10 protein-coding genes are annotated in these 12,545 nt (G+C 68.5%); 7 read left to right on the plus strand and 3 right to left on the minus strand.

Annotation, left to right across the window (positions count from 1 at the left end; translation table 11 throughout):
- Positions 1–15 precede the first annotated feature (15 nt).
- From QM732_RS19730 to QM732_RS19740, 3 genes are read left to right on the plus strand one after another with little or no spacing between them, the layout of a single operon-like run.
- Positions 16–2,016: a PAS domain S-box protein gene (locus QM732_RS19730; protein WP_415657795.1), complete on the plus strand. Its 2,001-nt coding sequence runs from the start codon at positions 16–18 to the stop codon at positions 2,014–2,016.
- Between the two features lie 44 nt (positions 2,017–2,060).
- On the plus strand, positions 2,061–3,011 hold the full coding sequence (locus tag QM732_RS19735) for a Bug family tripartite tricarboxylate transporter substrate binding protein (protein WP_415657796.1): 951 nt from the start codon (positions 2,061–2,063) through the stop codon (positions 3,009–3,011).
- 4 nt (positions 3,012–3,015) lie between these two features.
- The gene (locus QM732_RS19740) at positions 3,016–4,524 is read left to right on the plus strand and encodes a malonate--CoA ligase (protein WP_415657797.1); all 1,509 of its coding nucleotides are present in this window, start codon (positions 3,016–3,018) and stop codon (positions 4,522–4,524) included.
- Positions 4,525–4,555: 31 nt separating this feature from the next.
- On the opposite strand, the gene QM732_RS19745 is transcribed toward QM732_RS19740, so the two are convergent.
- Together QM732_RS19745 and QM732_RS19750 are read right to left on the minus strand one after the other, a co-directional pair.
- Positions 4,556–5,050: a hypothetical protein gene (locus QM732_RS19745; protein ID WP_415657798.1), complete on the minus strand. Its 495-nt coding sequence runs from the start codon at positions 5,048–5,050 to the stop codon at positions 4,556–4,558.
- Between the two features lie 30 nt (positions 5,051–5,080).
- The gene (locus tag QM732_RS19750; protein WP_415657799.1) at positions 5,081–5,656 is read right to left on the minus strand and encodes a hypothetical protein; all 576 of its coding nucleotides are present in this window, start codon (positions 5,654–5,656) and stop codon (positions 5,081–5,083) included.
- A 140-nt stretch (positions 5,657–5,796) separates the two neighbouring features.
- Between QM732_RS19750 and QM732_RS19755 the strand changes: the two genes are divergently transcribed.
- The 4 genes from QM732_RS19755 (at position 5,797) to cfa (ending at position 10,734) form a co-directional block, all read left to right on the plus strand.
- Positions 5,797–7,542 carry a methyl-accepting chemotaxis protein gene (locus QM732_RS19755; RefSeq protein WP_415657800.1) on the plus strand — a complete coding sequence of 582 codons (1,746 nt, stop codon included), beginning with the start codon at positions 5,797–5,799 and terminating at the stop codon, positions 7,540–7,542.
- Positions 7,543–7,628: 86 nt separating this feature from the next.
- Entirely contained in the window at positions 7,629–8,543 is a 915-nt protein-coding gene (locus QM732_RS19760; protein WP_415657801.1) for a dihydrodipicolinate synthase family protein, read from the plus strand.
- Positions 8,540–9,481, plus strand: a complete 942-nt coding sequence (locus QM732_RS19765; RefSeq protein ID WP_415657802.1) for a 4-hydroxyproline epimerase — start codon at positions 8,540–8,542, stop codon at positions 9,479–9,481. Before QM732_RS19760 ends, QM732_RS19765 begins: the two co-directional genes overlap by 4 nt.
- 92 nt (positions 9,482–9,573) lie before the next feature.
- On the plus strand, positions 9,574–10,734 hold the full coding sequence (cfa, locus tag QM732_RS19770; RefSeq protein ID WP_415657803.1) for a cyclopropane fatty acyl phospholipid synthase: 1,161 nt from the start codon (positions 9,574–9,576) through the stop codon (positions 10,732–10,734).
- Here the strand turns inward: cfa and QM732_RS19775 are convergent.
- Positions 10,724–12,271 carry a methyl-accepting chemotaxis protein gene (locus tag QM732_RS19775; protein ID WP_415657804.1) on the minus strand — a complete coding sequence of 516 codons (1,548 nt, stop codon included), beginning with the start codon at positions 12,269–12,271 and terminating at the stop codon, positions 10,724–10,726. The genes cfa and QM732_RS19775 overlap by 11 nt on opposite strands.
- Positions 12,272–12,545: the final 274 nt, after the last annotated feature.

Consider the following 12,545-nt stretch of genomic DNA (forward strand, 5'->3'; position numbering starts at 1 on the left):
CAGGGAGCGAGCCGAATGACTGAGACCTTCCATCTTCATCCCGCGCCCAGCGCCGGTGTCGGCGACCTCGGCAGCGTGCTGCAGGTCACTCTGCCACTGCTGTCACAGCTGCTGGAGGCCGTACCGGCACGCGTCGTCGTCATCGACGTCGAGGAACGCTTCGTCTGGGCCAACCAGGAGTTCTTTGCATTCACCGGCCTGCATCCCAAGCAGGTGCTGGGCCAGCCCATCGCCCGCATCATCGGGTCGGCCGCCTACGCGGGCTACGGTGCCGTGCGAGAGCGCCTGGCCAGCGGCCAGACGGTGGCGTGGGAAGGCTGGACCGAGCTCGCGGGTGCGGGCCGGCGCTACATGCGTGAGCATCTGGTCCCGGTGGACATTCGGGGCGGCGTGCCGCAGTCCACCATCGTCATGAGCCTGGACCTGACCGAACTCAAGCAGCGCGACGCCGCGCTGTCGGCCAAGGTCGCCGAGCTGGAGGCCAGCGAGGCGTTGAAGTCCTCCATCTTCGACAACGCCATGGCTGCACTGGTCTCCACCGATGAGACCGGCCACGTCGTCGAGTTCAACCCGGCGGCGGCCGCCATGTTCGGCATCGCCCGCGAGCAGGCCGTGGGCCGCTCGGTGGCCGAGGTCATGATCCCGCCACGGCTGCGCGCCGCGCATGAGGCCGGCATGGCCCGCGTGACGGCCGGCGGCGAGCAGCGCGTCATGGGCCGGCGCGTGGAGATGCCGGCGCTGCGCGCCGACGGCACCGAATTCCCCGTCGAGATGCTGCTGTGGCGCACGGCCGTCGGCGGCCAGACTTTCTACACGGCTTCCCTCTTCGACCTGTCGGAACGCCAGATCGCGCAGAGCGAGATCGAGCGCCAGCGCGAGGCCCTGCGCCAGAGCGAGAAGCTGACGGCCATGGGCAGCCTGCTGGCGGGCGTGGCCCACGAGCTCAACAACCCGCTGTCCATCGTCATGGGCCGCGCCGCGCTGCTGGCCGAGAAGATGAGCGGCGACCCGCGCGCCGCCGACGCCCAGCGCATCTTCGATGCAGCCGAGCGCTGTGGCCGCATCGTTCGCACCTTCCTGAACATGGCACGCAGCCGGCCCGCCAAGCGCAGCGAGGTGGCGCTGAACGACCTTGCCGCGGCCGCCGTGGACATGCTGGGCTATGTGCTGCGCAGCCACGGCATCGCCGTCGTGCTGGAGCTGCAGCCCGGCCTGCCGCACGTCAGGGCCGACGCCGACCAGATCGGCCAGATCGTGCTCAACCTCATCGTCAACGCCCAGCAGGCGCTGGGAGCGCGCGACCTCGGTCGCCGCCTGACCGTCTCCACCGGGGTCGCGCCCATGACCGATGGCGACCGCCGCCGCACACCACGCGTCTGGCTGCGCGTGCGCGACAACGGCCCGGGCATCGCGGCCGAGCTGCGCGAGCGCATCTTCGAGCCATTCTTCACAACCAAGAGCGAGGGAGTCGGCACCGGACTGGGACTGGCCGTGTCGCGCTCCATTGCGCGCGAGCACGGCGGCGAGCTGACGGTGCAGGATGACGAAGCCCTCGATGGCGGCGCCTGCTTCTGCCTGCAACTGCCCGTCAGCGGCGAGCCCGAGCGTGCCGAGACCGAACCGATGCCGCTTGCCGCGACCGAGGAATGCAGCGCCCGCGTGCTCATCGTCGACGACGAGGCCGAGATCGCCGACCTCATCGGTGAGATGCTGGGTGGCGCCGGCTATGAGGTCATGACGGCCGAGTCAGGCGCAGTGGCCCTGGCCATGCTGGCCGAGGCACGCTTCGACGCCATCGTCAGCGACCTGCACATGCCCGACATCGACGGCGCCCAGCTCTGGCGCGAGATCAGGGCCCGGCACCCGTCCCTGGCGCGACGCATGCTCTTCGTCACCGGCGACACGCTGTCGCCCATTGCCCGCCAGTTTCTGAGCGAGGCGCGCTGTGACAGCCTCAGCAAGCCCTTCTCGCGGCAGGAGCTGCTGGGCCGCATCACGACTTTGCTTCAGCCCTGAACCGCTACCCATAATCGCCGCACAAAACCGACGGAGACAACCCGATGAAGCGACGCACGCTGCTGCCCGCCCTGCTCAGCCCCTGGCTGGCGCAGGCACAGGGCACCAAGCCCTTCACCTGGATCGTGCCCTTCCCCGCCGGAGGCGGTACCGACGCTTTCGCCCGACCACTGACTGCGCTGCTGACCCGTCAGATGGGCCGCCAGCTCATCATCGACAACAAGGGCGGTGCCGGCGGCACGGTGGGCGCCAGCCTCGCGGCCAAGCTGCCCGCGGACGGCACGAACTTCTTCATGGGTGCCGTGCACCATGCCATCGCCCCCTCCATGTACCCCAAGCTGGACTACAGGCTGGAGGATGACTTCATCCCCGTCGCGCTGCTGGCCAGCGTGCCCCAGGTCGTCGTCGTGCATCCGGGCCAGGTGCCGGTGAGTGATCTCAAAGGCCTGCTGGCCACGGTGCGCGCCCGGCCGGGGCGGCTGAACTACGCATCGGCCGGCAACGGCACCTCACACCACCTGGCCGGCGAGCTGTTCAAGCTGCAAACGCAGACCTTCATCACCCACATCCCCTACCGTGGCGCCGGCCCGGCCCTGCAGGATCTGATCGCGGGGCAGGTGGACCTGATGTTCGACGGGCTGGGCTCATCAGCCGCACACATCAAGGGCGGCCGCATCAAGGCGCTGGCGGTGGCAGCACCCAAGCGTGCCATCGGATTCCCCGACGTGCCGACCACGGCGGAGGCCGGCGTGCCCGGCTACGAGGTGTCGACCTGGTACGGCCTGTGGGCACCCAAGGGCACGTCCAGGGAGGCCGTGGCCACGATGCAGGCCGAGCTGCGCAAGGCCTATGCCAGCGAGGAGATCCGCAACATCTGGCACGGCCTGGGCGCCGAGACCCCCAACCTCTACGGCGATGCCTTCGGCCAGTTCGTCAGCGCGGAGATCAGGCGCTGGGCGGAAGTGGTGAAGCGCTCGGGTGCCAAGCTGGATTGAACGCATGAACCTGTACTCCGCACTTCGCGCCGGCTTCCCGGCCGATCTCGATTCGAACGCCATCGACGCCGACGGCGCGCTTTACAGCTGGCGAGACCTGGAGCGTGGCAGCGCCATGCTTGCCAACTGGCTGGGCCGGCTCGACCTGCCCGCCGGCAGCCGGATCGCTGTGCACACGGACAAGAGCGTCGAAGGGCTGCTGCTGTACCTCGCCGTGCTGCGCGCCGGCTACGTCTACCTGCCGCTGAACCCGGCCTACCAGTCCGGCGAGCTGGAACACTTCATAAGCGATGCAGCACCGGGTGTCGTCGTCTGCGCGGGCCGGAACTTCGGCTGGGTCAGCAAGCTGGCCTTCCAGCACGGCGTGCGCTGGGTCTTCACGCTCAACGACGACCGCAGTGGCACGTTCCTGGAGCGCGCCGCGCAGATGAGCGACCAACACCTGCCCGTGGCGCGCGCCAGCGGCGACCTCGCTGCCATCCTCTATACCAGCGGCACCACCGGGCGCAGCAAGGGCGCCATGCTCAGCCATGGCAACCTGCTCTCCAATGCGCAGACGCTGAAGGACTTCTGGGACTGGAAGCCCGGCGACGTGCTGCTGCACGCCCTGCCCATCTTCCACGTGCACGGCCTCTTCGTCGCCTCGCACGGCGCGCTGCTCAACGGCAGCCGCATGCTGTGGTTCAACCGTTTCGATGCGCCAGCGGTGGCAGCCCGCCTGCCCGAGGCCACGGTCTTCATGGGCGTGCCCACGCTCTATGTGCGCCTGCTCCAGGAGAAGCAGCTCGACACGCGCCGCATGCGCCTTTTCATCAGCGGCTCGGCGCCGTTGCTCATCGAGACCTGGCGCGAGTGGCAGGCCCGCACCGGCCACCTGATCCTGGAGCGCTACGGCATGAGCGAGACGCTGATGCTGACCTCCAACCCCTGCAGGCCGGAGGACGGCCAACGCATCGGCGGCACCGTCGGCCCGGCGCTGCCCGGCGTGGGGCTGCGTATCGTGCGCGACGATGGCTCACCGTGCGCACCGGAGGAGATCGGCCACGTACAGGTGCGCGGCCCCAACGTCTTCAGCGGCTACTGGCAGATGCCGGAGAAGACGGCCGAGGAATTCACCGCAGACGGATGGTTCAAGACCGGAGACGTCGGCCGCGTGGGCGAGGACGGCTACCTGACCCTGATCGGCCGCAGCAAGGATCTCGTCATCAGCGGCGGCTTCAACGTCTATCCGGCAGAGATCGAGGGCCTGTTGAACGAATTGCCCGGCGTCGGCGAATCGGCCGTCATCGGCGTGCCGCACCCGGATTTCGGCGAGGCCGTCGTCGCCGTCGTCACGCCGCGTGGCGGCAGCCGGCCCGACCCAGAGGTCTTGATCCAGACTCTCAAGGCTCGCATCGCCGGCTTCAAGGTGCCCAAGCACGTCATCGTGCAGGCGGAGCTGCCGCGCAACGCGATGGGCAAGGTGCAGAAGAAGCTGCTGCGCGAGCAGCAGGCCGGGTTGTTCGGGAACTAGGGCCAGTTGGCGCTGCCGCAGCAAAGGCCCTCTAGGCCGCCACGCCGTTCTTGATCTCGCCCAGCGCCAACTGCAGCACCCGCGCATCGCTGCTGGCACGGTGGCGGGTGAGCTGCTCGCGTTGGCGCACGGCTTCGGTGACACCACGCCAGCGCTGGGCCTCGGCCTCGCTCAGCAGCCGGCGCAGGTCGTCCAGACGAAAGCTCTGCCGCCGGCCCGCAGCGTCGAAGAGCCGGGCCAGCCATGGATAGTCCTGGCCCCAGCCGTCGCAGTAGACGGTCTGCCCTGCCAGGCGCTCGTTGAGCTGCTCGGCCATCCAGGCGGCCGTGCGGCCATGCCGCAGCAGCAGCTCGCGGCTGATGCCGTGCAAGGCCTCGGCAGCGGGGTCCCAGTGCTGCCAACCGGGCTCAGGCCGCACAAGGCCGCAGAACAGCCCGCCATCTGCGGCGACGAAACCAACCTCGATGGGATAGCTGCCGCGGCCCAGGCCGGAGGCTTCGATGTCGAGGATGGGCGGCAATTGCATCGGCCGAGTATCAACGCCAGGATGCACAGCTTACACAGGGTTGTCGATCACCTGTTCCTGCTCGAACAGCTGCAGAGCCGCACGGCCGACCTGGCGGGTATCCCACCAGGCGTAGGCGCCGACGCCCGCCGCCCCCACCAGCGGCACCCAACGCGAGAGCGTCCAGCTCGCGGCCTTCTGACCGATGTGCAGGCCGACCGCCTCGGCCGCGCGCTGCAGCAGCACCTGGGCGGCCGGGCGCACGATGACGCGCTCGCCAACGCGCACGCCCAGGTCGCGCAGCGCCTGCGCGGCCGTGTGGCGGAACAGGCACCACAGCATCTGCGCCGGGCCGAGCTCGGCGCTGCGCCCGTAGAGCGCCGCGATGTCTGCGACCAGCTGGCGCTGGATGTGCCAGACGGCCAGCATCTCCGGCGCGATGGTGACCCAGCCCAACGGGCCGGGTGGCAGTGCCAACGTGCCGGCGGCCAGCGCCGCCTTGCTCGCCGCACCGTCGATTGCGCGCTCCGCTGCATCGCGCGGCCGGGAACTGGGCGCACAGCCGGACTCGGGCGGCTGCACCACCAAGGCCAGCACCTTCTCGGTCAGATTCGACTCAGCTCCCATGCTCGTACTCCATCTCCGTCGGCAGCGCAACCGCAGGAGAGGTCTTGCGCCATGCCGACAGAATGGCACAGACTTGCCTCGCCACAACGGCTTGGCAGCGGCAACAGCGTGTTGCCGCCCTGTCACAGGGAGAGAAGCAGATGAAATTGCTCACCGACCTGCGCATCGGCCTGCGCCTCGGACTCGCCTTCGCAGTCTCCATCGCCTTCAGCGTGTTGCTTGCGTTATACGCCCGCAGTCAGCTGGACCGTGTCAACGACGAACTCGCACACATGGTGCAGGACCGTCTCGTCAAGGTCGAGCAGTTGCACTCGGTCAAGGACAACCTCAACCGCATTGCGCGCGCAGTGCGCAATGTCGTGCTGCTGCACGACGCAGCCGCCCAGCGCAAGGAACTCGCCACCATCGAAGACGCGCGTGCCCAGAACACCGCCCTGCTGCAGAAGCTCGACTCCACGATCCAGTCCGAGCGCGGGCGTGGGCTGCTGGCAGCGGCGACCGATGCGCGGCCGCCGTACAACGCGTCCGTGCAGCGCGTGATCGAGCTGGGCCTGAAGGGGGGGACGGATGCCGCTCGGGACCTGCTGCTGGGCGAAACCCGGCCGCTCCAGCAGCGCTATTTGACAGCGCTGGAGACGCTGATCGATTTCCAGAAGGAGCTGATGCTTGACGCGGCCAAGAACACCGACCACCGGGTGAACTTTGCAGCCGTCACGGTACTGGTCGCTGCGGGTGCCGCCATCGCCATCGGTGCGGCGCTGGCCCTGTTGATCACGCGCTCGGTGGTGATACCCATCCGTCAGGCCGTCGTTGCGGCCGAGACCGTCGCCACCGGCGACCTGCGACTGAAGCTGGCCACCCAGCGTCGCGACGAAACCGGCCAACTGCTCGGCGCGCTGCAGCGCATGAACAACGCGCTCGTCGGCATCGTCGGTACGGTGCGTGGCAATGCCGACAGCGTCGCCACCGCCAGCGGCCAGATCGCACAGGGCAATGCCGACCTCAGCCAGCGCACCGAGCAACAAGCCAGCAGCCTGCAAGAGACTGCCGCATCGATGGAGCAACTGAGCGCCACCGTCAGGCACAACACCGACACGGCCCGCCAGGCGGCCCAGTTGGCTGGCAGCGCTGCCGAAGTGGCCCAGAGCGGCGGCCAGGTCATGGGCCAGATGGTCGACACGATGGAGCAGATCACGGCCAGCTCCAGGAAGATCGTCGACATCATCGGCACCATAGACGGCATCGCCTTCCAGACCAACATCCTGGCGCTGAACGCAGCGGTGGAAGCAGCCCGCGCCGGAGAGCAGGGCCGCGGCTTTGCCGTCGTGGCGGGTGAAGTGCGGGCACTCGCCCAAAGCAGCGCCCAGGCGGCGCGCGAGATCAAGGCGCTGATCGGCGCCAGCGTTGAGCGCGTGGAAGCCGGCAATGCACTGGTCGGCGAGGCTGGTCGGACCATGGGTGAGGTGGTGGGCCAGGTGCGCCGCGTCGCCGACCTGATCGGCGAGATCAGCGCCGCCAGCCACGAGCAGAGCAAGGGCATCGGCCAGATCGGCGAGGCCGTCAACCAGCTCGACCAGGTCACCCAGCAGAACGCAGCCCTGGTGGAGGAGAGTGCCGCCGCGGCCGAGAGCCTGCGCGTGCAGGCCCGCCAGCTGGCCGAAGCTGTGGCGTCCTTCAAGCTGGACGCGACAACCCCGCCACCCGGGCCGGCCGAGACGGCGGCTACACGCAGGCCCGCCATCGTCGCCAGAGCACCGGCCAAGACAGCCTCCAGGCCCCGCCCCCCGCAGGTCGCGGGGCCGGTGGCGTCGACAGCCTCGATGACAGCGATGGCAGCAGGCGGCCCTGCCGCTGCCTCCTCAGACGAAGAGTGGACGGCGTTCTAGCGCCAGCCCGCACGACAGCCGTGCATCAGCGCCGCGCAAAGCGGCGCTGATGAGCGAACATGGGCCACCCAACGAGGAGCCCAGTGATGCAGACCGTTCCATGGCGCGGCGTCTTCCCCGCCGTCACGACCAAGTTTCATGCCGACGAGAGCCTCGATTTCGAGGGTACGGCGCGCCACATCGACTACCAGATCCGCAACGGCATCCACGGCGTCGTCTGCTGCGGATCGCTGGGCGAGGCCAGCACGCTGGCGCTGGACGAGAAGCTGGCTGTTGCGCGTTGCGCGCTGGACGCGTCGGGAGGCCGCGTTCCGGTGCTGGCCACGGTGTCAGAAACCAGCACGCGCGAGGCGCTGCGCTTCATCGAGGGCGCCAACGCGCTGGGCGTCTCGGGCTACATGGTCATGCCCTCCGTCATCTACGTGGCCGACGCACGCGAAGCCATGGCCAACGTGCGCGCATTCGCCAAGGCGGCCCAGCGGCCGCTGATGGTCTACAACAACCCCGTGGCCTATCGCGTGGACCTCAGGCCCGAGCACTTCGCCGAGCTGGCGGACTGCGACCATGTCGCCGCCATCAAGGAGAGCAGCGGCGACGTGACCCGCATCACCGACCTGCGCAACCTGTTGGGCGAGCGCTATCGCCTCTTCATGGGCGTGGACGACCTCGCCTTCGAGGGGCTGGCGCTAGGCTGCGACGGGCTACTCGCGGGCGTAGGCTGCGCTTTCCCGCGTGAGACGGTCGCGCTCTTTGACCTCATGCAGGCCGGCCACTGGGACGAGGCGCGCGCCCTCTACCGCTGGATGACGCCGCTGCTGCACCTGGACGTGTCGACCAAGCTGGTGCAGAACCTCAAGCTCATCGACGCGCTGGTGGGCGTGGGCACCGAGCACATGCGCCGCCCCCGACTGCCGCTGATCGGCGCCGAGCGCGAGCACGTCGAGGCGCTGGTGAAGGTCGCCCTGGCGACGCGGCCCGAGCACTGCCGCTCCGTCGCATGAAGCGCATCCAGATCATCGACTCCCACACCGGCGGGGAACCGACGCGTGTCGTCGTCGCCGGCTTTCCCGATCTCGGCCGTGGCTCAATGGCCGAGCGCCGTGAACGCCTGGCCCGCGAGCACGACGCCTATCGCCGCGCAACGCTGCTGGAGCCGCGCGGCAGCGAGGTCCTCGTCGGCGCCCTGCTCTGCGAGCCGCAGGACGCGGCACACGCCGCTGGCGTCATCTTCTTCAACAACGCCGGCTACCTGGGAATGTGCGGCCACGGCACCATAGGCCTGATCGAAACTCTGGCCCACCTGGGTCGCATCGCTGCGGGCGAACATGTGGTCGAAACGCCGGTCGGCCCCGTGCGCGCGACCCTGCATGCGGACGGCCGGGTCAGTGTGCGCAATGTGCCGTCCTACCGCCTGGCAACGGGCGTGCAGGTGGCACTCCCAACCGGCCAGACGGTGAGTGGCGACATCGCCTGGGGCGGCAACTGGTTCTTCCTGTGCTCCGACCACGGCCAGGCTGTCGCACCGGCCCACGTGACCGCGCTGACCGACTACGCCGCGATGCTGGGCCAGGCCCTGCACGAGCAGGGCCACCGCGGCGCGGACGGCGCCATCATCGATCACGTCGAGCTGTTCTGTGACGCCGACCCGGCACTAGCCGATTCGCGCAGCTTCGTGCTCTGCCCCGGCCGCCAGTACGACCGCTCGCCCTGTGGCACCGGCACCAGCGCGAAGCTGGCCTGCCTGGCCGCGGCGGGCCGGCTCGCAGCCGGCGAGGTCTGGCGACAGGCCAGCGTCATCGGCAGCGTCTTCGAAGGCTGGTACGAGAAGGAAGGGTCCAGCATCGTGCCGACCATCCGAGGTCGCGCCTTCATCAGCGCCGAGGCGACGCTGCTGATCGCTCCAGGTGACCCGTTCGGCTGGGGCCTGCCCGGCAACTGATGCACTGCCGCTATCGAGGGCATTGACAACTTGCGACGACACGGGTGGGCAGGCACAGGCAAACTTGACTGCAAGCTCGAGCCCTGCCGCGCATGTTGTCCCTGCCCGCCCTCAACCTCGAACCGCCGGCTGTGCTGCGCCAGATGCTGGCGCGCGCCGATGTGCATTTCAACGGCACACGTCCCTGGGACATGCGGGTGCACCACTCGCGCCTGTATCGGCGGCTGCTTACGCAATGGTCGCTAGGCGCTGGTGAGGCCTATGTCGACGGCGACTGGGACTGCGAGCGCCTGGACATGCTGTTCGAGCGCCTGCTGCGCACCGACCTCGACCGGACGGCGCCGCGCGCGGCCCGGCTCGGGCTGCTGCTGGAAAGCCTGCGCCAGCGCCTGTTCAACCTGCAAAGCGTAGCCCGCGCCCACCAGGTCGGCGAACGCCACTACGACGTCGGCAACGACGTGTTCGAGGCCATGCTGGACTCGCGCATGATCTATTCCTGCGGCTACTGGGAGCACGCGCAAGACCTTGAACAAGCCCAGGAGCACAAGCTCGCAATGATCTGCCGCAAGCTGGAGCTCAAGCCCGGCGAGACGCTGCTGGACATCGGCTGCGGCTGGGGCGGGCTGGCGCGCTACGCGGCAGAGCGGCATGGCGTGACGGTGACCGGCGTGACGATCAGCAAGGAACAGCTTGCGCTGGCCGAGCAGCGTTGTGCCGGGCTGCCCGTCACTCTGCTGCTGCAGGACTACCGTTCGCTGCAAGGCAGCTTCGACAAGATCGTGTCGGTGGGCATGTTCGAGCACGTGGGGCTGAAGAACTACGCCATCTACTTCGACACCACGCGCCGCCTGCTGGCGCCCGAAGGGCTGTTCCTGCTGCACTCCATCGGCGTGGATCGCCGCGCGCCGCACACCGACCCCTGGATCGAGCGCTACATCTTTCCAAACGGCAAGCTGCCCTCCCCCGCAGAGCTCGGCAGCGCGCTGGAGGGGCGCTTCATCATCGAGGATTGGCACAACTTTGGCCCCGACTACGATCGCACGCTGATGTGCTGGGCAGATCGCTTCGAGACCGCCTGGCCCCGACTCGCCGCCCACTACGACGAGGCTTTCCGCCGCATGTTCCGCTACTACCTGCTGAGCTGTGCAGGGTTCTTCCGCTCGCGCCAGGGCCAGCTCTGGCAACTGGTGCTGAGCCGGCCCGAACGCAGCGCGGTCTACCGCTCGGTGCGGCCGGGGAGCCTCACAACTTGAAGGTGGCGACCAGTCCGTTGAGCCGCTGAGCCTGCTGCTTCAGGCTGTCGGCCGCGGAGGCGGCCTCCTCCACCAGCGCGGCGTTCTGCTGCGTGACCTGGTCGAGTTGCATGACGGCATCGCCCACCTGGTCGATGCCTGCGCTTTGCTCCCGGCTGGCGGCACTGATCTCGCCGATCAGCGTATGCACCTGGCGCACCTGCTGCACCACGTCATCCATCGTGCGGCCGGCATTGGCCACCAGTTGGCCGCCTGAATCCACCGTCTCCACGCTGGCATTGATCAGCGTCTTGATTTCCTTGGCAGCCTCGGCGCTGCGCTGCGCCAGCAGCCGCACTTCGCCGGCAACGACCGCGAAGCCGCGCCCCTGTTCTCCGGCTCGCGCCGCCTCAACGGCCGCGTTCAACGCCAGGATGTTGGTCTGGAAGGCGATGCCGTCGATGACGCCGATGATGTCCGAGATGCGGTGGCTGGCCTCGCTGATACGGTCCATGGTCTGCACGACCTGGCCCACCACCTCACCGCCGCGCGTGGCCACGTCCATCGCGCCGGTGGCCATCTCCGTCGCGGCACGCGCGGTCTCGGCGTTCTGCTTCACCGTGGCGGTCAGCTGCTCCATCGTCGCCGCCGTCTCCTCGAGATTGCTGGCCTGCTCCTCTGTCCGCTGGCTCAGGTCCGCATTGCCGGTGGCGAGCTGGCCCGTGCCGGTGGCGATCGACTCCGAGCTGTCGCGCACCTGCCTGACGATGTCCACGAGTTGGGCATTCATGCGAGCCAGCGCACCCATCAACTGACCGGTCTCGTCGCGCGTGGTCGCGCTGATGCGCGAGCCCAGGTCGCCCTGCGCGACAGCTTCAGCCACCTGCACCGACGCCTGCAGCGGGCGCGTGATCGAGCGAGCCACCCACCAGGCGAAGGTGGCAGCCGCCATGGCCGCCAGCACCGTCAGCACGAGCACTTCCAGCCGGCTGGACCTGACCAGTTCATCCGCCTCTCGGGCGGCCAGGTTCATCAACTCCCCCTGGTGGCCGGCCAGTTGGTCCAGCATCTTCAGGTAGTCCAGCTGAGCCAACCGCATGCGTTCCGTCAGATGGCTGCGTGCCTCGTCCGTGCGTTCGTCACGCACAAGCTTGAGCAGTTGCTCCAGCTCGGTCGCGAACAGGTCGCGCGTTCGGAACACCTCGCCGAGCTTCTGGTAGCCGGCACCGGACTTGTCGATCATGCCGTCGAGCTGCTTGAGGATCGGCCCGGTCTTTGCCCGTGACGCCTCCATCTGCTGCAGCTCGCGCGCCCGGTCTGCGGGCTGGTCAAAGATCAGCAGGTTGCGCGCGATGCGGGCCTGCAGGTTGACTTCGTCCTTGACGTGACCGACAAGCTGCACCTTGACGAAACGATCGGCCGTGATCAGCCTGAGGGATTCGTTGATCGTCGACAGCGAGGTCGCCGAAAGAATGCTGACCACGCACAGCAGCGCGACGCAGATGCCGAAAGCCAGGGCAAGACGCCTGGCGATGCGAAGGTTGGACAGGAAAGACATCAGGACCTCTTTTCTCGACATGCCCTTGTGGGGCGATGGGGAAATGGCACGCCACGTCGGCGAGCCCGGTGATGGGACATCGCAAGATGCGAGCCAGCTGGTGTCGGCAGATGGATGGGCCGACAGGATCCGGGGCACGACAGTCCGCCGGAGGGGGGCGGATTCTTTGGCAACTTCCATGAAAGGAATCCAGATAACCCTGAAGTCGGCAGGGGCAAGCGTGGTGCATGCACGGGATGACACGAAGGCGGAGCGCCCCGCGGCCTCGCGACAA

Origin of the sequence: Roseateles sp. (genome assembly GCF_047654805.1) — a bacterium.
GTDB lineage: Bacteria > Pseudomonadota > Gammaproteobacteria > Burkholderiales > Burkholderiaceae_C > Pelomonas.